This is a genomic window from Fulvivirga sedimenti (assembly GCF_020328055.1).
Genome location: NZ_JAIXNE010000004.1, coordinates 1,222,541 through 1,244,716 on the forward strand (window position 1 = coordinate 1,222,541; position 22,176 = coordinate 1,244,716).

Annotated in this window: 15 protein-coding genes; 4 read left to right on the forward strand and 11 right to left on the reverse strand. The window is 46.9% G+C overall.

Annotated elements, in window-relative coordinates; translation table 11 throughout:
* Positions 1 to 169: 169 nt before the first annotated feature.
* Together LDX50_RS23415 and LDX50_RS23420 are read right to left on the reverse strand one after the other, a co-directional pair.
* Positions 170 to 2,170, reverse strand: coding sequence for a M56 family metallopeptidase (locus LDX50_RS23415; protein ID WP_225698637.1), 2,001 nt, complete (start codon positions 2,168 to 2,170; stop codon positions 170 to 172).
* 5 nt (positions 2,171 to 2,175) lie between these two features.
* The gene (locus tag LDX50_RS23420) at positions 2,176 to 2,559 is read right to left on the reverse strand and encodes a BlaI/MecI/CopY family transcriptional regulator (RefSeq protein WP_225698638.1); all 384 of its coding nucleotides are present in this window, start codon (positions 2,557 to 2,559) and stop codon (positions 2,176 to 2,178) included.
* Between the two features lie 315 nt (positions 2,560 to 2,874).
* On the opposite strand from LDX50_RS23420, the gene hemA reads away from it, so the two are divergent.
* Together hemA and LDX50_RS23430 are read left to right on the forward strand one after the other, a co-directional pair.
* Complete coding sequence (gene hemA, locus LDX50_RS23425) at positions 2,875 to 4,146, forward strand: glutamyl-tRNA reductase (protein WP_225698639.1); 1,272 nt, start codon at positions 2,875 to 2,877, stop codon at positions 4,144 to 4,146.
* Between the two features lie 74 nt (positions 4,147 to 4,220).
* Entirely contained in the window at positions 4,221 to 4,994 is a 774-nt protein-coding gene (locus LDX50_RS23430; protein ID WP_225698640.1) for a S1/P1 nuclease, read from the forward strand.
* Here the strand turns inward: LDX50_RS23430 and LDX50_RS23435 are convergent.
* The 7 genes from LDX50_RS23435 to LDX50_RS23465 form a co-directional block, all read right to left on the reverse strand.
* Positions 4,991 to 5,830, reverse strand: a complete 840-nt coding sequence (locus LDX50_RS23435) for a transglutaminase family protein (RefSeq protein ID WP_225698641.1) — start codon at positions 5,828 to 5,830, stop codon at positions 4,991 to 4,993. The genes LDX50_RS23430 and LDX50_RS23435 overlap by 4 nt on opposite strands.
* On the reverse strand, positions 5,830 to 6,570 hold the full coding sequence (locus tag LDX50_RS23440) for a proteasome-type protease (protein WP_225698642.1): 741 nt from the start codon (positions 6,568 to 6,570) through the stop codon (positions 5,830 to 5,832). The genes LDX50_RS23435 and LDX50_RS23440 overlap by 1 nt, the downstream gene beginning before the upstream one ends.
* A complete protein-coding gene (locus tag LDX50_RS23445) occupies positions 6,567 to 7,547 on the reverse strand; it encodes an alpha-E domain-containing protein (protein ID WP_225698643.1) in 981 nt (326 codons plus the stop codon). Before LDX50_RS23445 ends, LDX50_RS23440 begins: the two co-directional genes overlap by 4 nt.
* Positions 7,548 to 7,550: 3 nt before the next feature.
* Complete coding sequence (locus tag LDX50_RS23450) at positions 7,551 to 8,948, reverse strand: circularly permuted type 2 ATP-grasp protein (RefSeq protein ID WP_225698758.1); 1,398 nt, start codon at positions 8,946 to 8,948, stop codon at positions 7,551 to 7,553.
* A gap of 121 nt (positions 8,949 to 9,069) precedes the next feature.
* A complete protein-coding gene (locus tag LDX50_RS23455) occupies positions 9,070 to 9,855 on the reverse strand; it encodes a PhzF family phenazine biosynthesis protein (protein WP_225698644.1) in 786 nt (261 codons plus the stop codon).
* 12 nt (positions 9,856 to 9,867) lie between these two features.
* A complete protein-coding gene (locus tag LDX50_RS23460; RefSeq protein WP_225698645.1) occupies positions 9,868 to 13,575 on the reverse strand; it encodes a glycosyltransferase in 3,708 nt (1,235 codons plus the stop codon).
* A 1-nt stretch (position 13,576) separates the two neighbouring features.
* Positions 13,577 to 14,884, reverse strand: a complete 1,308-nt coding sequence (locus LDX50_RS23465; RefSeq protein ID WP_225698646.1) for a glycoside hydrolase family 2 TIM barrel-domain containing protein — start codon at positions 14,882 to 14,884, stop codon at positions 13,577 to 13,579.
* A 263-nt stretch (positions 14,885 to 15,147) separates the two neighbouring features.
* Here LDX50_RS23465 and dinB point away from each other — a divergent pair, with 263 nt between their 5' ends.
* A complete protein-coding gene (gene dinB, locus LDX50_RS23470) occupies positions 15,148 to 16,362 on the forward strand; it encodes a DNA polymerase IV (RefSeq protein ID WP_225698647.1) in 1,215 nt (404 codons plus the stop codon).
* Between the two features lie 139 nt (positions 16,363 to 16,501).
* Positions 16,502 to 19,459 carry a DNA polymerase III subunit alpha gene (locus LDX50_RS23475; RefSeq protein WP_255647364.1) on the forward strand — a complete coding sequence of 986 codons (2,958 nt, stop codon included), beginning with the start codon at positions 16,502 to 16,504 and terminating at the stop codon, positions 19,457 to 19,459.
* Positions 19,460 to 19,661: 202 nt separating this feature from the next.
* Here LDX50_RS23475 and rseP read toward each other — a convergent pair whose 3' ends face one another.
* Both rseP and LDX50_RS23485 read right to left on the reverse strand, forming a co-directional pair.
* Positions 19,662 to 21,005: an RIP metalloprotease RseP gene (rseP, locus tag LDX50_RS23480; RefSeq protein WP_225698649.1), complete on the reverse strand. Its 1,344-nt coding sequence runs from the start codon at positions 21,003 to 21,005 to the stop codon at positions 19,662 to 19,664.
* Positions 21,005 to 22,174, reverse strand: coding sequence for a 1-deoxy-D-xylulose-5-phosphate reductoisomerase (locus LDX50_RS23485; RefSeq protein ID WP_225698650.1), 1,170 nt, complete (start codon positions 22,172 to 22,174; stop codon positions 21,005 to 21,007). Before LDX50_RS23485 ends, rseP begins: the two co-directional genes overlap by 1 nt.
* Between the last annotated feature and the right edge of the window lie 2 nt (positions 22,175 to 22,176).

Below are 22,176 nucleotides of genomic sequence, written 5' to 3' on the forward strand. Positions count from 1 at the left end.
GTCAGTAGTCAGTAGTATTTCGTTTATGCCATTGAGGTAGAATCGTATTCCAAACTTAAAATTCAACAACAAATAGCGAAGGTTTTGATGCAAAAAACTATTAGTCAGAAAGCCAGAATCGATTGTTAATCCCTACCACTACTACTGACTACTGACTACTGACTACTGACTAATCATTGTATTCATAGGTTCCGGAACCGATACTACCGAAATATTCCTGAAACACCTTCAGGTACCGGTCAAGATCCTGATCGGAAACCTTCTTGCCATTGAACCGAAAACTGTCTTTACTAACCTTTAGTTTATTCAGTTTTTCACCATTTTTCAGATAGTTGTCATTGCGCAACATTCTTTCAATCATTGACTGGAACTGGTTGTGCCGATCCATTTCCACCTGTGCACGCTCCATCTCCTTTTCAGCCATCTCAAGTTCTCTTGCCATCATTTTCTCCCGGATCTCCATCTGCTGCGCCAACTGCTTCTGCACCATTTCCATCTCCTGCGCGATTTGTTTCTGGGTGATTTCCATTTCCTGGGCAAGCTGCTTCTGGGCAATTTCCATTTCCTGCCTGATACGCAAACGCTCCTCGTCGGACAGCTTACCGCCGTTTTTTTCGAACTCTTCACGGACCTGTTCCCTTACACGTTCCCACTCTTCACGCATCTGTTCGCGCTGTTCAAGAAGTTGCTCCCGCATTTCCATCATCTGTTCACGGCTTACTTCCCTCAATTCAAGCTGGGCCCGTCGGATTTCCTCCCTCGCACGGCGTAATTCTTCGCGTTGGCGGTCATTAAGTCGGGTCCATGTGGTATCTCTTCTCAGAATATTGGTATCCAGTGCAACCTGCACAGAGCCTGTCAACACATTCATGTCCAGGTCTTCAATCACCTCAAATGCCTTTTCTATATTGATCTCTGCAACGCCCGAAAGTGTAATATCCATGTTCGCCATGGCATCCATGGATGCGGTCATGATCGGATCAAAATCTATTTCTGCAAATCCGGATAAATCAATATCAAGATCCAGGGTATCCAACGAATTCACCGCAACCACATTTGGCATCGTTGTTTGCGCAGGAACCTTCACCCGATTGATTTTTGAGGCTGGTTTGGTAGTGTCGGATAAAATGGATCTTGAGACGGACTGCGAAAGAATACCCGCTGTAACCTTTTGAGCCTGTGCCTGATCATCACCCGGCTTAACGCTGATGAAATTGAAGCCAATCAGGCCGACTGTAAATATAATGGCCATTACCACCAATTTGTAATTTCCACCCTGACGATAATCGGGTTCAAGCAACCGGCGGATCCTGTGTAGTAAATCACTTTTATCAGACCCCAGACCCATAGCCAGTCCTGTGCCAGCCAAACGATATGTCTCAAGACTGGACAGTGCTTCAACGTATAACCGACGGTCGGAACAAAAATCCACGGCAAGATCATCGCAGCATCGTTCCCGCTCGTTATTGATGCTTTTCGAGATCCACCAGACAAACGGATTGAAGAAGAATATAGCCTCCAGGCTACGTTGAATAATATTCACCAGGTAATCATGCCGGCGAATATGCGCGAGCTCGTGGGCAAATATGGCTTCAAGCTGTGTTGCTGAAAGACCACTCAACAACGTGACGGGTAACAGCAAAACCGGACGTATATGTCCGTAGATCATGGGCATATCCACATGCGCAGAATTCAGAACCCTGATCCTCCGCGTAATACCAAGATCCGTTGCCATGCGGTGTATTTTATCCTCCCAAACAGAAGGAACATCGGTGTTGGACAGAGCGGTAAGTCTTCCCAGGTAATGAAAACCCGCGATCATGCGAAGAACAAATAATGATGTGCCAACCAGCCAGAAATTAATAAACCAGGGCATCAATGTCCGGAAATCGGTTAAGATCGATTCGGCAGGAACTGCTGAACCGGCCAGCAGCAGGATATCCATCGATTCATCGGCAGCCTGTAAGCTTACAGTGGGCCAAATAATAAATGTCGTTACCGCAACGGAAATAAAAAAACCACCAAAGGCAATCAATCCTCCCAGGTAACGCCTGTGGGCATCTTTGAATAACTGCCGAATCATCAGCAGGGCCATTGACCAGATGGCGCCCTGCCAGAGCGAATGAAGTAATGCCATACCGACAGCCTCCTTATACATTTCAGGGATCATGACATTCATTTCACACCCCCTTCCAGATCATCCAGATACTTGCGAATAGCATCCAGTTCCTTTTTCGATGACTTGCGGCTTCCAAGCGCGCCCATTACAAGCTTCATCGCCGAGCCCTTGAAAGCCCCGTCCAGTAATTCATTCACCAGGGACTGCTGGGCATCTGACTCAGAGATGGCTGCTTCGTAAATATGCGTTTTACCATCGCGCGTACGTCCGACAATACCCTTGTCGAACATGATCTGCAAAAATTTCAGCGTGGTGGTGTACCCGATCTCACGATCCCGGGACAACTCATCGTTGATCTCCCGAACGGTCGACGGACCCCTCCCCCACAATACCTGAAGGATCTCGAATTCCTTCTCGGTTGGCTTTGACTTCTTTCCCATTGTTGTAATTTATTTTGAGTTAAAATCTTATTACGAATTGTTTCGTACTTCAATGGTACGGAGAAAAATTCTCTCCGCCAACTTTAATTACGAAAATTTTCGTAGAAGGTTTACAGAATTTTCAACCGGAGTTTATTTTACGCTCACTGACTGGGAAAATCAGTCATTTACCTGTTTATCACTTGCAGCACCGATCGAAAAATGGTTGCCAACGGTATTTTCACCAGAACTTCTGATCTAAATCAGTTGTTAATTTGAGGAGAATTACTTTCATACTCTGGTGGTTCTCATTAGTTTTGTAACTGCTTTAAAAAAATGTCCGTACATTTTAACGTCATAGGATTATCATTCAAAGGAACTCCCATAGAGATCAGGGAGCAGCTTGCGCTGGATGAAAGCGAAGTTCAGCGATTACTGCAGTTTCTTTCCGACTTCACATCTGTGCAGGAAGCGCTTGTGTTGTCGACCTGTAACCGTACGGAAGTTTTCTTTTCATCTGAAGACGGCCAGGCTAATGACATTATAAAGGGCATTGCCACCATAAAAGGTCTTTCCTTTGAGGATATCGTAAAGTTCTTTCAGCACAAGGCCGACCACGAAGCAAGTATCGAATACTTATTTCGTGTGAGCATGGGCCTGGAAGCACAGGTGATAGGTGACATTCAAATCTCCAACCAGGTAAAACGAGCGTACCAGCAAAGTGCAGATGTAAATCTTGCCGGACCGTTTTTGCACAGGTTGATGCATACCATATTCTTCACCAACAAACGGGTAGTTCAGGAAACAGCCTTCAGAGATGGTGCCGCGTCTGTTTCCTATGCTGCTAAAGAACTGGCAGAAGACGTGACCAGGGAGATCATTGATCCCCGTGTGTTGATCCTTGGCTTGGGGGAGATCGGACTCGATGTTTGCCGGAACCTGGTAGACTCTAAATTAAAAGACATTACCATTGTGAACCGGACATTCGCAAAATCAGAGGAGATGGCGGCAGAGTGCGGTTTCAAGACGGGCAAATTCGAAGATCTGATGTATCACATCGATCATTCGGATATTATTATTTCTTCAGTATCCTCACATGAGCCCCTAATCACCCGAAAAATGGTGGCTAATCTCGAGATTCTGACCCCGAAGTTTTTTATCGACCTTTCTGTACCCAGAAGTATCGACCTTCATGCAGAAGAAGTTCCGGGAGTATTAGTATATAATATTGACCACATTCAGGAAAAGACCAGCGAGGCACTACAAAAACGAATCGATTCAATTGAATCGGTTGAGAGGATTATTGATGAGTCTATCGCTGAATTCAGGGATTGGTCGAAGGAGATGATCGTATCACCAACCATCAAAAAACTCAAGAACGCACTGGAAGAGATCCGGCAGTCGGAAATGGAGAAATACCTGCGCACCGCCACTCCGGAACAGGTTGAGATCATCGACAGGGCCACAAAATCCATGGTACAAAAAATCATGAAGTACCCGGTTCTTCAGCTCAAAGCCGCCTGCCAGCGAGGGGATGCTGAAAACCTGATTGACATTCTTAATGATCTTTTCGATCTGGAGAAGCAATCGGCCAACACCAACAACTAATCTTTCACATAAAGTTCATATAGAAAAATGTCTGATTAGCGGCATTTTCCGTTATTTGCAACAAAATTTCTGCGATGAAAAAACTTTTGATCCTGATTCTTTCTTTGTCTATCTCCCTGAGCGGCTTTGGCTGGGGACAAACCGGACACCGGGCTATTGGTAAAATTGCCAGTAAACACCTCTCAAAAAGAACCAAACGTGCCCTGGCCCAGATCATGGGGCACGAATCACTTGCCATTGCCAGCACATGGATGGATGAAGTACGATCAGATGATCAGTATGATTACATGACCGACTGGCACTGGGTAACCATTCCGGATGGTATGACATACGAGCAGGCTGAAAAGAATCCGAATGGTGATATCATTGCGACGATCGAACGGTTGATCGATGAGTTAAAAGCGGGACACGAAACGATGTCGATTGAAAAGCAAAAGGAATATATCCGGATTCTAACCCATCTGATAGGTGATATACATCAGCCCCTGCACGTCGGCACCGGTTTGGATCGCGGTGGTAACGATGCCAGGGTGACCTGGTTCTGGAACACTCCTACTAATCTACATTCAGTATGGGATTCACGGATCATCAACGAAAAGGAATTAAGCTACACAGAATTGGCGGAAGCCATTGATCACACCAGCAAGGAAGTACTGGCCACATGGCAAGCGGCCACCGTACGTGACTGGGCCTACGAATCAATGACCTACCGGAAACAGGTTTATGACATTCCGGAAGATGGCCAGTTGAATTATAAATATGTCTACGATAACTGGGGCACGGTTCAGTATCGCCTGCACCAGGCCGGAATCCGGCTAGCCGGTGTTCTCAACGCGATATACGGTTAGTTAAACGGTGATTCCTGGATAACGACAGTGGTCCTTAAATCGGAAGTCGCACTTCCATGATAGAAACCCTGAACCGGCATGGTTCGGGAAGGCTCAAAACTGGCTGCAACGGGAATATATTTTTCCGTGGTAAGTAAACCAAGACTGGGATCCAGGCCGAGCCATCCTGCCCCGGGAATATAAACCTCTACCCACGCATGCAGCTCATGCCCTTCCTCCTCCCCGGGCGCGTAGCAGTAGCCACTCACAAATCTGGCCGGATACCCAAGAGACCTGAGCATTGCCATCAGCATTCGGGCCAGATCCCGACAAGAACCGGCACGCTTCTGAAAACACTCCTCAGGGCTCATGATATTCATTTCAAAGCGTTCATGGTGGTTCCACGCATCAGAAATTGCGAGATTAAGGGATGCGAAGAACTCAATCAGATCATCCTTTATAAACTGACGGGCAAATGCTGTAATACTTTCAGTCGCCAAATCTTCCTTCCTGTAAATTTCCAGGAATGAAGCCGAATTCCTCTGATATTCACTGGTACTCTGCGGTCCGTGAGTATCCACTATAAAATTAAATGGGTTGAAGGGCATTATCTCCACCTTCAGATCCACACGGATCGACAGTTTCCTGGTTTCGCCTGAGAACCACAGCTGATGATAGAGATTATTCTCCGGATCAAGGCGCGAAGAAAGCGAGTCAGGGTTGGGGTCTATGAAAATATCAAAAGACTTTGTCTGAAGATACGAGCGGATTTGTGGATGGAAATTAAGGTAATGCACACCGGGAGATACCGGTTCAGAATAAATATAATCCGTTTCATGCCGGATGAAGAGATCCATCAGGATGATTTTCTTAAGACCGACTTGGTAAAGGCGCGATCCAGAACCTCCACAGGCAATTCCTGAATTGCCTGACGAAGGCGTTCATTCCAGAAGTCGGAAACGTGACCCAGCTCCCGCTCCTCAAAGCGGTGCTCCATGAGGTCATAGGCGTCGCGTGGTAATACAACTGTATCGATCGGGTAAGCGACATCGTTCGCCGAAAGCCGCGTGGCGTCGAACGAAAGGAAGGCACTCTTCAGGGCAAATTCCAGCCCTGAATTATAGGTTATGGAACGTTTTAGTATGGGCTGTCCGAAACCGGAATTCCCAATAATCACATAGGGCGTATTCTCCCCCACTTCAATCCAGTTACCCTGGGGATACAGCATATAGAGCATGGGCTCTTTATCTTTTTCCAGCTGTCCGCCCACAATGGCATACAGGTTGAACTGCATACCGCTATCTTCCAGGTTTTGCTTGTCTTCTGCGGCCACACGCTTCACCTGTTCTCCGAACTTGTTAACCGCCTGATAGAGCCGGTGAAAGGACTGATCCTGGGTTTCGATAACTTCCTTAAAGTATGTGATAGCCTTATCACGCACCGAACGTAATCCGGAGGTCATAATAAAGAAGGAATGCTGCTGTCGCTTAACTGTAAATATCTTTTTAGCAGTGGTTGTGTCGGTTCCTGAGGTAAGCCTCGTATCGGCCAGCCCTACAATTCCTTCCCGTGTTCGTATTCCAAGACAATAGGTCATTCCTGTTCGCTGATTTGAACATTAAAGTTATCCTTAATACCGATAAAACAATCATAAATCGCCGTGGAAATTTGATTGAGCCGGATTTGCAAATGATCAAGGTATTCATGCAATCCATGGTCGATCACATCGGCAATATCATCATATTCAAGCTGTGACCGCAGTTCCCCCATCAACTTCTCCGCTTTATTTCCAAAACCCTTGGCAGGATGACCTGATATTTCATGCAAACAAATTTCAGCTTCCGTAAGACAGAAGTAAATGGAGCGTGGAAATTTACGGTTGAGCACCAGAAATTCCACCACCCCTTCCGGACTGATATTCCCAAATACACGACGGTAGGTATTGAAGGCGCTCACCGATTTAAGCAGCGCCATCCAGTGCAGCTGGTCCAGCGGACTTCCCACATCTTCAGGGGATGGCAGTAAATAATGGTATTTTACATCGAGGATACGGGAAGTCTTGTCTGCACGTTCGAGGTATTGCCCCAGTGTTACCCAGTACCAGCCTTCGGCCCGCGCTACACTGTTATAAGCGATTCCATAGAGTAACTGAATCCTGTATTTTACATCGATGAAGAACGGACGGGGATCTTCCTGGTTCCAAATCTTCTTAAAATTACCTTCTTTCATACGAAGATAAAGCTCATTCAACACCTCCCATGTTTCTTTTGTCAGGTTCTCACGTACAATGCGCGCATTTTCACGTGCTTTAGATACGGAAGAAAACAGGGAATTGGGATTATCGAGATCAAATGCAAGGAAATATATCGCCGTGGTTCGGTCACAGGTTTTATACCGGGCCTTAAACGACTCGAGGTCACCTGTTGCGGCGATCAGCGGCTCCCACTGCTCATTTAACTGGGGCGGCAGATCAAGTGCCAGGTTCGAGTTCACATCGATAAACCTGGCATAGTTCTCCGCCCGTTCAATATATCTTCCTAACCAGTATAAAGAATCTGCTACGCGACTTAACATAAATTAAAGTTCATTTTCCTTGTATAAAACCCAGGTGTCTTTGCTGCCGCCACCCTGAGATGAATTGACGACAAGGGACCCTTTTACCAGCGCCACGCGCGTGAGGGCTCCGGGGATTACATGGATATCCGGTCCATATAATATGTAGGGACGAAGATCCACATGCCTTCCTTCGATTTGATCATTATCAAGGGTTGGCACCGTAGATAATGAAAGTGTAGGCTGGGCAATATAATTATTGGGATTATTCCTGATCTTTTCCCGAAAAAGTTCGTGTTGTTGTGGGGTCGATTTGGGTCCGATGAGCATGCCGTAACCACCAGCCGCATTGGTCTCCTTCACCACCAGGTCGGCAATATTTTCAAGCACATAATTCCGGTCTTCCTCCTCCCTGCAAAGGTAGGTGGGAACATTTTCAAGGATGGGCTCTTCATCCAGGTAATATTTGATCAGGCGGGGGACATAAGCATAAACCGCCTTGTCATCTGCCACGCCCGTTCCCGGTGCATTGGCGAGGGCGACATTTCCGGCCTTATATGCCTCAAAAAGACCGGGTATACCCAGCATGGAGTTGGGATTGAATGCTTCAGGATCCAGGAAGGTATCATCGATCCTTCGGTATATGACATCTACCGGACTAAGGCCATGTGTGGTGATCATGAATACTTTGTTATTTTTTACCACGAGATCCTGACCAGTCACCAATTCCACGCCCATTTGCTGGGCCAGGTAGGAATGTTCGAAGTAAGCCGAATTGAATACTCCGGGGGTCAGGACCACTACTACCGGATCCTTTTTCGGACTCAGGTACTGGAGCATTTTAAACAGGTGTGCCGGGTAGTCTACCACGGGCCTCACACCAATCTGTTGGAACACCTGAGGAAACACCTTTTTAACTATTTCCCGGTTTTCAAGCATGTATGATACCCCCGAAGGACACCTCAGGTTATCTTCCAGTACATAAAACCGGCCATCCTTATTCCGGACCAGATCCGTACCTGTTATATGACACCAGATCCCTTTGGGAGGATGAAGACCGATACAAGGCTCCAGGTAGTCTTTACTTCCGAGGATCAGTTCTTCGGGAACAATACCATCCCGGAGCACATTCCGGTCATTATAAATATCCTCCAGAAAGAGGTTGAGCGCCTTAATGCGTTGCCTTAAACCTTCTTCCACCCGCTCCCATTCTTCCCCGCTGATAATCCTGGGAATAATATCCAGGTGCAGGATGCGCTCTACGCCTTCAGATTCATGATATACATTGAAGGTCATACCCATGGAAAGTTGTGACTTTTCCGTGGAATGCTGCAGCTGCTGAAGCTTCTTTCGGGATAAAGAATTTAAATGTTGACGAAACACGTCGTATTGCGGACGACATTTGTCCTCCGCCTCGAACATTTCATCAAATTGATCGTCGATCTTGTACTTTTCTATTTTCAAACGGTCCTATTTTTAATTGCTTAAATATATACACAAAAAGCGATGGTTTTCCAAAAAGAGACGGCAGATCGAAAATGCCTCAGCGTGTCCGGATCTCGCCCCGGAGGTATAATACAGCATTCCCTTCGAGCAATATCCGGTCCTTTTGTATTTTTCCCCGCAACATGCCACCACGAGCTGAAAGCTGCTGAGCAGTCATTTCAGTTTTATCAAGTTTCGGCCCCCAGAAGGAGAAAAGCGTGGTATGGGCTGAACCCGTTACAGGATCCTCGTCAACACCATATGCGGGATAGAAACACCGGGAAACGATATCGGTCTGTTCACCCCGGGCGGTTACGATAAACCCACGCACCGGAAAGGCGGTCATGGCCCTGAAATCAGGCTGCACATTTTGGACAATCTGCTGATTTTCAACCTCAATAAGCATATCAGAAACGCCCTTGTATGCGCCCAGTATGGGGCAACCGATCATGGCTTCAAATTCACCAGCAGGTACTGTGTTTGGGTTGTCGGACGGAAAATCCATCTGAAATCCTGTTGCTGATTTTGCAACGGTTAAGCGCCCGCTGCGTGTATCGAACCGGATGACATCCTGTTGATAGTTGAGGTGTTCAAACAGAACGAAGGCCGTGGCGAGCGTTGCATGACCGCAAAGATCCACTTCATTTACTGGTGTGAACCAGCGCAGATGATAGGCACCATCTTCATTTCTAACAAAAAAAGCGGTTTCTGACAGGTTATTCTCCAGGGCAATGTTCTGAAGAACGGGATCCGGCAACCAGTCGCTCAGGGGTACAACCGCTGCCGGGTTACCCTGAAAAACCTCGCTGGCGAATGCATCTATCTGATAAATGGGTAAGTTCATAGAGCAAGATACTTATTTCAGTGAAGTATATTGATCGCGTTGTGAAGGATGTACCGGAAGTACCAGGGGTTTTGTAATGTGTTTACTGATGGATGTGTTGTGAATTACCATAAGGACCTTAAAATAATCAGCATTCCATGGCAATTCCAATTGTACGCTGGGTCCCTTTCCAACCGGCATAATGGCCTTTTCATTACCAAATACATCTACCTGGACAAGGTACCAATCAATTGTCCATGGGCCTGAATCTGTTAATGCTTCCGGTTCACCGTTTCGGTATTGAATTGCCTGAAGCGGAAAGCTGGATTGCGGCCAGGCAGGTATGGCCGGCAGAATGAAATTCCATGCAGGAATGTCAACATCTACCCGGTTTCCATTAAGGCATTGATCAACTTTCAGATAGTTCTGTTTTCTCCTTCCCCAGATATCTACAAGACCATCGAAAACAACCAGTTCCCGTTGATACCTGTCCTGCCAGGGCATGAATCCGTTATAATCACAAAATATCTCAGGAGCAGGCCCCTCCCAGTAATATGGAACTTTCCATTTGTTAAGAGAGTCTGAAACTACTGTTAGCACCAAGGAATCTGCCGGATACAATACCCACTGATCTATCTCAGGGATCATGCCTGCAATCTGCAGAAACTCATGAACACCGGAAACCCCGAGTTTATAATCGATTGTTACAGGTCTTTCCGGATCAAGACTATGCAATCTCCCCGCCATTTCATTGACTCTCCGGGCCCACCAGTCGGCCTGAATAACACGCTCCACCGGATCATACAGCAGATCGATTTGATTAAAAACGGCTCCTGTTAAATTCCAGGAGGCGATTGACCGGTCATTCTTCAATTCCCGCACCCTATCCATAATATCCAGTTCCTGCTCTTGTATATATATAGAATCCGGCTCCAGCCAAAAGGCATAATGGACTTTCATATTCATGTCCTGCGCAACCGAAAGAACATTTTGATCATACATTCCAGGGCCCTGGCGTTTAATTTCAGTAAAGCCCAGCGATCTTATTTGAGCAAAATCCTCTTCGAGAACCCGACGGTTGAGAGAATGCACATTTCGAAACCACTGGTGGGCTTTGTTATAGGTAATACCGCTAACATCCATCGGTTGCTTTTTGAATGCTCCATTCGGTTTCCTGGTATTAATCAGTTGATTGGACCACTGCTGAACATCAAACTTATCCGACAACAATGCACTTACCTGACTCGTATTGTTAATACTCCAGTTCAGGAATTCAACATCTGAGACTCCGGGAGGAATGTTCTGATCCTTATCACTCTGAAAAAATATAAGGGCTGAAATTTCGGGATAGCGTTCATAAATGGATGAAAAAGCATTGCTTAACCATTTTGAACGGTCTTCCGACAAAGTTCCCATTTCAGCTAAAATGACGTGTTTGCCGGGATAGGCAATTAATCTCTCGTGAAACGGAGCATACAGCTCATTGAAGGAATAAGAACGATTTTGAAGGTGCGGACCATAATCCAGCAATGTTACACCGATCCAGTCTACCACATCATCTCCGGGGTAATATTGGTCAAGTGCTGATGCCTTCCATGGATTATACACCCATGTTACATTTCTCGCCCCCTGGTTCCGAAATACAGACACAACTCTTCTAAAGGCATTTTTAAAATTTTGCGGGGAAACACTGCCTTCTTCTGACCATGGGTAGAACGGGTTATCCACTTCATGTGCAAACCGTATAAGAACGGGACGTTCCAGTGCAGCGAAATACTTTGCCGACTCGGTAAGGTATTCATCAAATTCACCCTGGTTAATGAGCGAAAAAACCGATATGGAATGTAAATCCTCTTTTGAATCTGAAATCCAGGGCTCCCATGTCACCATGGGTATCCGTCCGGTATTATAAATACTGGCAAAGTACTCTTTATTTGGAAGCGAATCAGTCCAGGATGAATAGAAGGAAACAATCCCCGATGCCAGGTCAGACGGACCTGTTGCCGATAATCCCCTGTCCCCGTAAGGCGAAAATTCACCTGTAATTAACCTACCGGTATGCTGCTGCGCTTTTGGAGGATCCTGAAAGGCTTGTTTATCGTTACGCTGCGCCACGAACATTCCAAGGGTGAGTAACAGAAGTATCATCAGTCCACCCAGACGCAGTCCCCGGTAGAGAAAATGCCTCAAATACCAAAACTGTCGTTTGGTCCAAAGAAATACACTCATCGGTGTGATTCGGCCGGCTGAATGCTGCATGCGCCGGCTGTTTATGCCGATGTATGTAACGATAGACATACTCGTGAAATTGGTGAGCGCAATTCCGGCCATGATGATTGAATACGGATTCCAGTCGTAGCGCAATCCGTAGATAATCGCTGCTACAGAAAATAATCCTACCAGAATATTCGGTAACAGCAGGGTCCAGTGACTCTGGTCGCGGTTATCCTTTGGGGTAGGTAAATAGGGGACTTTCTTACCGATAAAGGTATAGAGTATCCCCAGGGAGTGAACCCACCAGGTTCCGATTTGAAGGATTCCCCCCAATAAATGAAACCCCCGCTCTTTTTCTTCCATCACCCACCGCTGCACATAATGACGGATCAAAACGGTCGACGCGAATAATGGTAGAATCAGCAGAGCAAAAGTGAAAAAATCACCCTTCCATGGTAAGATGGCAAAGACAAGGCAAATGATAGGGATCAGAAAATTCAGAAAATAGATGATGCCCGAAAAATAATAGAAGGGTGCGGTGAGGTAATGAAGACGTTGCCGCCACGACAGATCAGTGAAAATCTTTGGTAAAACATGTACGAGAAGGTCCCAGGTTCCCCTTGACCACTTCAATTGCTGCATAAAATAGGCATGCAGGGTGGAAGGAACCTGGCCCCGGGCCAGAATTTTAGGAACATAAACAGACTTCCATCCTTTTGCATGCAGCAACATGGATGTATGCATGTCTTCGGCCAATCCTGGCGCATGACCGCCAATTGAGTCAAGCGCCTCCCTTCGAAACGTACAATTGGCACCAATGGCCAGGACTGTTCCATAATGGTTCATCGACATCATCATGGGACCGTAGAACTGAAAGGTCTGCTGTGCAGCTCCCTTGGCTACAAAACTTTCATCAAAATTGTAATATGCCTGGACGATCTGAACATACCCAATTTCAGTATTTGCAAAATGCGGAACGATTGGATCAAGAAAATCAGGATGCGGAACATGATCTGGATCAATGATCACACATATTTCACCGGAAGCATACTGCAGTGCATTATTGATATTTCCGGCTTTTGCATCCTTCCGTGAATTGCGCGTTACATGATGTATGCCCCGGCTGGCACAGAACTCCTTCAACCTTTGATCGTTTGCCTCATCACAAAGCCACGTTTCATGCGGGTACCGGATTGATAATATTGCCTCCAGCGTTTGTTCGGTCATTTCATACGGTTCACCCGGGAAATAGGTTGTGAAAACGTCTACAGTGGGACGATAACCCGGTGGCATCGGAACGTTTGCGGGCATTTTAATATTAAAATAATGATACCATTCGTGCAGAATTCTCAGGAATTGAAAAAGCAATACCAGCACGATGATCACATAGAGTGGCAAATAAGAAATGTGGTCAGGTTGAATGAACCAGATGAAGAAATACGCCATGTTGATCACCCCAATAATGATCATCGCCCGAAGGATCCGGATCTCATGCTTTTTTGGTGATTTAACTGTCGTATGGTCCATTCTATTTTACCACATAAAAAGGAACATTTGCCGTTCCAAGATGTCCTTTGTTATCGAAAACATTTACCGCAACCCTGAACGCTCCTTCATGATCAGGAGTCTGAAAAGTCGTTTTCCGGGCCTTTGGGTCAACAATGTGTCCTGAAAGCGGGATGATTTCCCGCTCCTGATCAAAGGTAGGTTTATACCAATTTTCAGCATAAAGATACCATTCAAACTGAAGGGAATCCCCATCAGGATCATGAACCAGTACCTCGAGAGGATATGTTGCCCCTGGCCTGAGTAATATATCAGAATTCGGCCCCTTTTCATTCAACAATGCATATTCAACGACGGGAGCACGGTTCTCCGGGTATTTACCCGTCCACAGATACTGAAGCTCCTCTACCGACTGGGTTTCCAAACCGTCATCAGTAATGAGAGGATACCAGGTATCAGTCTTTTCCTGCCGGGAACCCCAGAAAAAAACGAGTGAACCCAGACACCGACGCTGCTCGGTAATAATCTTTTCGCTGTAAGCAGTTTTGATAAATTCTGCCTTCTTGGAACTGGGTTCTTCTACAGGGACTCCCCAAATCGTACTATCACTCTCCCAATGTCCGTTAACTCCCCATTCTGTTATGATATATGGACCATTCCAGAACCACTTATAATAGGAAAGGTCCTCTTCCAGTTGTCGTAATTTCCCGAATGTATTGATTGAAATGATATCAATATCCGGAACATACCACTTTATATTGGCCACATACCCTTCTCCAAAGCTCTGAATGGTAGTGGTTACAGGATGATTGGGGTCTTCACTGTGAATCAGTTGGATGAGTTGATTTAAGGCCTCATAGAATTTACCATACTTCGGACCGAATGTAAAATTAAGTTCATTGCCGAGGCACCACATGAGTAGTGCCGGATGATCCCTGTATTTCCGAATGGTATTCTTAACGGCGTCGTATTGTCCCTGAACAAGCGAATCATTGTGATAATAGGTGTTATAATGATAACTGCGGATTATCGGGAGTCCGACAATTACGGCAAGCCCATTTGCATGGGCCTCATCAAGTATACTGGTTAATTGGAGTGTATCATAGGTGCGAATGGTATTACCACCAATTTCATGCAGACGTGAAAGCTGAACGGTTCCATTTGCCCCCCTGATATAGAATGGCTCGCTGTTACGGATAAGTCTGTAGCGGCCTTCATGCTGATCTATGTATACCTTAGCTTCCGTTCTCCCATTCTGTTGCTTTGATTTGCAGGAAAAACAAAAACCCAGTATAACCAATACTAAAATTAACAAGCCGGCTTTAGACATCAACGAATTTTTCGGTTACACCAAATTAGTGATTGCTTCAATATGGAAACATACCAAAAAATGGGGATATATGATTTTCCTTTCATGGTTCGACTTTAAGTGATTTTCCCTGCTCATCTATTATACAGAACCCTGCTTTGTAACCTGTTTTTTGCCATTTTTGGTTTCAGCAATTTGTCACCTCTGAAATTTATTTTTAGTAATTACTAATATTTTTAGTATTTAATAATTATTTTAGCATACATGAAATTAGTAAAAAAGGTATGCAAGGGAGGGCAATATTGCATTTGGATCTGGACACATTTTTTGTGTCATGTGAACGGTTGCTGGACAGCCGGCTGGAGGGCAAACCTATCTTACTGGGCGGGGTAACAGACCGCGGTGTGGTAGCGGCCTGCAGCTATGAAGCGCGAAAATTCGGGGTTCATTCGGCCATGCCGATGAAGCTGGCCCGGCAATTATGCCCGGAAGCGGTTATCATACGGGGAAATACAGGTACATATACCGCAAAATCGCGTGAGGTAACGGAGATCATCCGGGAATCTGTACCGGTATATGAAAAGACCTCCATTGATGAATTCTATGTGGATCTTACCGGGATGGAGCGGTTTTTCAACAGTTTCAGGATGGCAGCGGATTTGCGGAAACGGATCATCCGGGAAACCGGGCTGCCGATATCCTTCGGGCTTTCTGAAAACAAGACTGTTTCGAAGATTGCCACCGGTGAAGCCAAACCCAACAATCAGCTGAAGATCGACTACGGGCAGGAGCGGCCATTCCTCGCGCCATTATCAGTACGGAAAATCCCGATGATCGGCGAAAAGACGTATCAATCGCTGTGCGGACTGGGAATTAAGCGGATCGCCACGATACAGGAAATGCCGATGGAGCTGATGGAAAAGGTATTCGGGCAGAACGGGATCAGTATCTGGAAAAAGGCGCAGGGGATTGATACTTCCCCGGTAATCCCCTACTCGGAACGAAAATCGATATCTACGGAACGGACCTTTGACAGGGACACGACGGATATGGAGAAGCTGCGGGGGATCATACTGGCTATGGCTGAAAATCTTGCGTTTCAGCTGCGGCGGGGCAAAAAAGTGACGGCATGTATAACGGTCAAAATCCGTTATTCCGATTTCAACACCTATACGCTGCAGTCACGCATTCCCTACACTTCAGCGGATCACATACTGATCCCCCGGGTAATGGAACTCTTCAACAGGGTTTACAACCGGCGTCTGCTGGTACGGCTGATCGGTATAAAATACAGTCACCTGGTATACGGGGGGCATCAGATCAGCCTGTTTGAGGATGCCGAGGAAATGATCAGCCTGTACCAGGCAATGGACCGCATCCGGGAGAAACACGGGGACCGGAAAATACTCCGCGCATCAGGCATGGAAGCGCGCACCATCGGCAGGTTCAACCCGTTCAGCGGAGAACCACCGCCACTGCTGGCGAACAGGCATAACTAGTCAGTAGTCAGTAGTCAGTAGTCAGTAGTCAGTAGTTATCGGCAGAGGCTTGCTGATTACTGAACTTAAACTATTGACTTAAAACCTGACTATCAACCCCACTACTGACTACTGACTACTGACTACTGACTACAAAGTGATGCTAAACAACCACACCTACTACTCCTTCCGCTACGGCACCATTCCCATACGGGAGTTGCTGAAGATGGCTGCTGAAAAAGGTATGGATACGCTGGCCATCACAGACATTAACACTACAGCCGCCTGCCTGGACTTTGTGCGGCTGTCGGAACAGTATGGGATCCGGCCGGTGCTGGGAATTGATTTCCGCCACGGAGCCCGGCAGCTGTATGTCGGACTTGCACGAAACAACGAGGGTTTTAAAGAGCTGAATGACTTCCTTTCGGAATACCTACACAGCAAAACGCCACTGCCGGAGGCACCTCCCCCACTGGGAAACTGTTTTATTGTCTACCCGCTCCATAACATACCGGAAAGACCGCTGGGGGATCACGAATATATCGGGGTATCTACCGGCGATCTCAGCCGTTTCCCGTTCCTCCCGTGGTCGGCACAACCCCGCAAGACAGTAATACTTCAACCCGTAACCTTCCGGAACAAGGCCGACTTCAATGCGCACCGGTTGTTGCGTGCCATCGACAACAATACCCTGTTGAGCAAACTTCCGAAAAGCGAAGAGGGGGATCCGGCACATGTAATGATGAACGTGGCGGACCTGGAAAAATCGTTCGCCGCCTATCCCGAAATGATCCGTAACACCCGGTCTGTCCTGGACCGCTGCACGATTGAGTTTGAATTCGGCGACAGCCATCCGCATAAGAACCTGCAGACCTATACGGGATCAGCGGCATCTGACGATGAACTGCTTCTTCGCCTTTGTGAAGAAGGACTCCGGTACCGGTACCCCAATCCCTCCCCGCGCATCCATGAGCGGCTGGAGAAGGAATTATCGATCATACGTGAAAAAGGATTCGTATCCTACTTTCTCATCAACTGGGATATCACTTCCTACGCACGCAGTAAGGGGTATTTCTATGTAGGCCGGGGAAGCGGCGCCAACAGCGTTGTGGCCTACCTGCTGCGCATCACCGATGTGGATCCCATTGAGCTGGACCTGTATTTTGAGCGTTTCATCAACCTGTACCGGAAAAATCCGCCGGATTTTGATATTGATTTTTCATGGAAAGACCGGGAAGATGTAACTCAATATATTTTCAGCCGGTTTCCCCATGTTGCCCTGCTTGCAACCTATACAACCTTTCAGTACCGTGCGGTGGTACGTGAATTGGGTAAGGTATTCGGATTGCCTTCCCATGAGATAGACGCACTGGCAGAGGGCCGGCTCCCCGGCAGCAGGGATGAACAGATGGACTACTATGCCCGCCTGATACTCCGCTACGGTAAGCTTATCGAAGGCTTTCCAAACCACCTGAGTGTGCATGCCGGCGGGATACTGATCTCAGAAAAACCCATCCATTACTATACTGCGACAGACCTTCCGCCAAAGGGATACCCGACCACACACTTCGATATGATCATCGCCGAAGATGTGGGCCTGTACAAATTTGATATTCTGAGTCAGCGCGGACTCAGTAAAATACGGGAAACGCTGGATATCATCGGGGAATCGAGAGGCCCGGACGAAGTACCCGACATTCATGACATCAACCGCTTCAAAAATGATGAGCCGGTAAAGGAACTGCTGCGTGAAGGAAAGGCGATCGGGTGCTTCTATGTGGAATCCCCTGCTATGCGAATGCTGCTCAAAAAACTTCGCGTTGATGACTACCTGGGCCTGGTGGCCGCCAGCTCAATTATCCGGCCGGGTGTCGCGCAGTCGGGCATGATGCGTGAGTATATTCTCCGTTTCCGCTACCCCGAAAAACGCAAGGAGGCGCACCCGGTGCTGATGAAGATTATGCCCGAAACATTCGGGGTGATGGTATACCAGGAAGATGTGATCAAGGTGGCGCATTATTTCGCCGGACTCACGCTGGCCGAAGCCGATGTACTGCGCCGGGGCATGTCGGGCAAATTTCGCTCAAGGGTGGAATTTAATAAGGTGAAGGATAAGTATTTTTCCAATTGCAGGGAAAAAGGCTATTCCGATGAGGAAACACGTGAGATCTGGCGACAGATCGAAAGTTTTGCAGGTTATGCATTCGCAAAGGGGCATTCTGCCTCTTATGCGGTGGAAAGCTATCAAAGCCTCTTTCTCAAGGCCTACTATCCACTCGAGTACATGGTGGCTACTATTAACAATTTCGGCGGATTTTACCGAACGGAATTTTATGCACATGAGGCAAGGCTGCACGGGGCAACCCTCCACCCGCCCTGCGTGAATCACAGCACGATGGACACCCGGCTATTCGGAAAGGAAATCTATCTGGGGTTTATCCTGGTGAAGGACCTGGAGCAAAAAGTAGTACATGCCCTCGTCGCCGAACGCGAGGCGAACGGCCTATACAGCGATATGGAAGATTTTGTGGATCGTGTTCCGGTGTCCCTTGAGCAGCTTACACTTCTCATACGTATCGGCGCCTTTTTGTTTACCGGCAAGAATAAAAAGGAACTCCGGTGGAAAGCACATTTCATGCTGGGGCACGCAAAAAAAAGTCAGCCCGAAAAAAGCCTTTTCAAAACCCCGAAACCAAATTTCACGCTTCCGGAGCTGGCGCTCGAAACCTATGAGGATGCCTTTGATGAATTTGAGTTGCTGGGCTTTCCGCTCACCAACCCGTTTGAATTGCTTCGGGAACCACCGTTATCCATGACGGCCGTACGTCAATTCCCAGAACTCGTCGGTCAGCAGATCACCATTTATGGATACCTCGTTACGGTAAAAAACACAAACACGACCAATAAAAAGCGCATGCATTTCGGGACGTTCCTGGACCATGAGGGTGCATTTATCGACACGGTACACTTTCCTCCTGTCGCGGCCCGCTATCCGTTCCGCGGACGCGGGATATACAGCCTCACCGGAAAAGTAGTGGAAGAGTTTGAATACTATACACTCGAGGTCGAAAGAATGGAGAAAGCCATTTTTATCGATGATCCCAGGTATGCGGGATAAGTCCTTAGTCAGTAGTCAGTAGTCAGTAGTCAGTAGTGGTAGAAATTAGTAGGGAGTATAGAGTGGGCCGGAATCTTCTGTTGGTATTAGTAGTCTTTGAATTGAGAAAGAAGCAGAGCTTCCCAAAAATATTTTACCGTAAATAACCCATATACTATTGCCATGAGCCAGGTACTACTGACTACTGACTACTGACTAAAAGTTAATCCAGCCCGAACAAATTCCTCACAAACTCAAAGGAGAAAATATCATTGAAGATCACGAAGACCATGAGTGCCAGCAGTAGGATCATCCCGATCTTCTGCGCATTCTCAAGGAATTTATCCGAAGGCTTATGCCCCGATATCATCTCATAGGTGAGGAACATCACATGACCTCCATCGAGAGCCGGAATCGGCAATAAGTTCATAAATGCCAGTACCATCGACAGCAAACCTGTCATAAACCAGAAACGTTCCCAGATCCATTCTCCACCGTATGCCTGTGCAATCCGGAAGGGGCCTGCCAATGATTTGGCGGGATTGATCACCCCGCTGAGCATCTTTCCAAATGCCTTCACCTGCAGAAAAACAATATTGAACGCTTTTTTTGTACCATGCGGAATGGCTTCACCAAAAGAGTAATTAATAGTCTCGCGAACAAGATTATCAGCCGGGAAGAACCCGATCACGGAGTCTGACCTGAAATCTGCCTTGAAACGATATATTTCACCATCACGCTTATAGGCTACGGTAATTGAATCTTCATGAAATCCTTTCACTACCGAGCTCACCTGATCCTGATATTGAACCGGAATGCCGGCAATCTCGACAACTTCATCACCCTCTCTGAGGCCTTCCCTTTCGGCGATGGTATTCGGACTAACCTCGCCAATTATCGATCTGTAACGGGGGTAGAGAAAACTAGAGATCGCGTCGGAACTGTTCATCTTCTCGATAAAATCGTCGGGAATCGAAACATCCACGAGTTGATTATTTCTCTTTACGGTATAAAATGCATCTTCTCCAAGGAACACCTGTGACTTCAACACATCCTGAAAGTCCTGAAAATCCTCCCCGTTGATCTTGAGAATCTGATCACCGGTCTCCAGCCCGAGCTCCTGAGCCAGTTCAAGTGCCACAATTCCTCCATTTTCATTTACGGCGTCCTTTGATATGTAGGTCTCCCCGTAGATATAAGTGAGGAAAATAAAGATGATCACACCTGTGATCACATTCACAATAATACCCCCCAGCATCACGATCAGTCGCTGCCAGGCCGGTTTTGAGCGGAACTCATAGGGCTGCGGAGGTTCCTTCATTTTTTCTGTATCGAGGGATTCATCGATCATCCCTGAAATTTTCACGAAACCCCCCAATGGAATAGCACTTAGCGCATATTCTGTTTCTCCGTACTTAAAACTGAATACTTTGGGTGGAAAACCGATGGAAAACTGCTCCACACGCATATCGAATAACTTGGCCGCCAACAAGTGACCCATCTCATGCAATCCCACCAATATTGAAAGGCTCAGTAAGATCTGAGCCGCCATGATAAATCCTTCCATTACTTAATTTTTTCTAACGCTATGCGTCGTGTTTCCCGGTCAGTTTCAACATAATCTTCGTATGCCGGTGTTTTTATAAAAGGAACTTTAGCCAGACAATGTTCTACAACGTCCGACATTTCCAAAAATTTGATGCGGTCTTCCAAAAAGGAGGCCACCGCTATTTCATTTGCTGCATTCAGCACACACGGCATATTTCCGCCATCGTCAAGCGCTTTATAAGCAAGTGCAAGATTACGAAAAGTTTTCGTATCGGGCGCCTCAAAAGTAAGAGAACTGTAATTACTGAAATCAAAACGTTTGAAATCCGACTTTAATCGCTCCGGAAATGCCAGGGCGTATTGTATCGGCAGTTTCATATCGGGCAACCCCATCTGTGCTTTCATCGATCCGTCCTCAAACTGAACAATCGAATGAATGATCGACTGCGGATGAACCACTACCTCAATTTGGTCGGTACGCAATCCGAATAGCCACTTCGCCTCAATAACCTCCAGCCCTTTATTCATAAGTGACGCGGAATCTATCGTGATCTTCGCCCCCATATCCCAGTTTGGATGTTTCAGTGCCTGTGCCTTTGTAACTTCAGCCAGTTCATCCCTCGTCCTCCCACGGAACGGTCCGCCGGAAGCAGTGAGAATAATCTTTTCTATCGGATTATGGAATTCACCCACCAGGCATTGAAAAATCGCTGAGTGTTCGGAATCCACGGGATAAATGTTCACGCCTTTTTCGCGGGCCATGGCAGTGATCAGCTCCCCTGCAACGACAAGAGTCTCTTTATTCGCCAACGCAATGCTCTTACCCGAACGGATCGCATGCATGGTTGGTTGCAATCCGGCATAACCTACCAGCGCAGTGAGCACGAGGTCAATCGAATCCATCTCAACCACACTTGCCAGGGCATTGGCTCCTGCATACACCTTGATACCCAACGGATCCAGCGCATTAAAAACTTCATCATACCGATCCTCATTCCCGATGATCACTACATTCGGTCTGAATTTCGAAGCCTGGCGGATCAATAATTCGCAGTTATTCTGCGCTGATAACACCTCCACCTCAAAATGATCAGGATTTGCTTCAATCACTTCAAGTGCCTGTGTGCCAATCGATCCCGTAGAACCGAGAATCGCAACCCTCTTGCCGGCAAATTCTGTATTATTCATCA

Coding starts and splice junctions, on each gene's coding strand:
- LDX50_RS23415 (WP_225698637.1), bottom strand. CDS start 2,170: ATGATCCCTGAAATGTATAAGGAGGCTGTCGGTATGGCATTACTTCAT.
- LDX50_RS23420 (WP_225698638.1), bottom strand. CDS start 2,559: ATGGGAAAGAAGTCAAAGCCAACCGAGAAGGAATTCGAGATCCTTCAG.
- hemA (WP_225698639.1), top strand. CDS start 2,875: ATGTCCGTACATTTTAACGTCATAGGATTATCATTCAAAGGAACTCCC.
- LDX50_RS23430 (WP_225698640.1), top strand. CDS start 4,221: ATGAAAAAACTTTTGATCCTGATTCTTTCTTTGTCTATCTCCCTGAGC.
- LDX50_RS23435 (WP_225698641.1), bottom strand. CDS start 5,830: ATGGATCTCTTCATCCGGCATGAAACGGATTATATTTATTCTGAACCG.
- LDX50_RS23440 (WP_225698642.1), bottom strand. CDS start 6,570: ATGACCTATTGTCTTGGAATACGAACACGGGAAGGAATTGTAGGGCTG.
- LDX50_RS23445 (WP_225698643.1), bottom strand. CDS start 7,547: ATGTTAAGTCGCGTAGCAGATTCTTTATACTGGTTAGGAAGATATATT.
- LDX50_RS23450 (WP_225698758.1), bottom strand. CDS start 8,948: ATGTTCGAGGCGGAGGACAAATGTCGTCCGCAATACGACGTGTTTCGT.
- LDX50_RS23455 (WP_225698644.1), bottom strand. CDS start 9,855: ATGAACTTACCCATTTATCAGATAGATGCATTCGCCAGCGAGGTTTTT.
- LDX50_RS23460 (WP_225698645.1), bottom strand. CDS start 13,575: ATGGACCATACGACAGTTAAATCACCAAAAAAGCATGAGATCCGGATC.
- LDX50_RS23465 (WP_225698646.1), bottom strand. CDS start 14,884: ATGTCTAAAGCCGGCTTGTTAATTTTAGTATTGGTTATACTGGGTTTT.
- dinB (WP_225698647.1), top strand. CDS start 15,148: ATGCAAGGGAGGGCAATATTGCATTTGGATCTGGACACATTTTTTGTG.
- LDX50_RS23475 (WP_255647364.1), top strand. CDS start 16,502: ATGCTAAACAACCACACCTACTACTCCTTCCGCTACGGCACCATTCCC.
- rseP (WP_225698649.1), bottom strand. CDS start 21,005: ATGGAAGGATTTATCATGGCGGCTCAGATCTTACTGAGCCTTTCAATA.
- LDX50_RS23485 (WP_225698650.1), bottom strand. CDS start 22,174: ATGAATAATACAGAATTTGCCGGCAAGAGGGTTGCGATTCTCGGTTCT.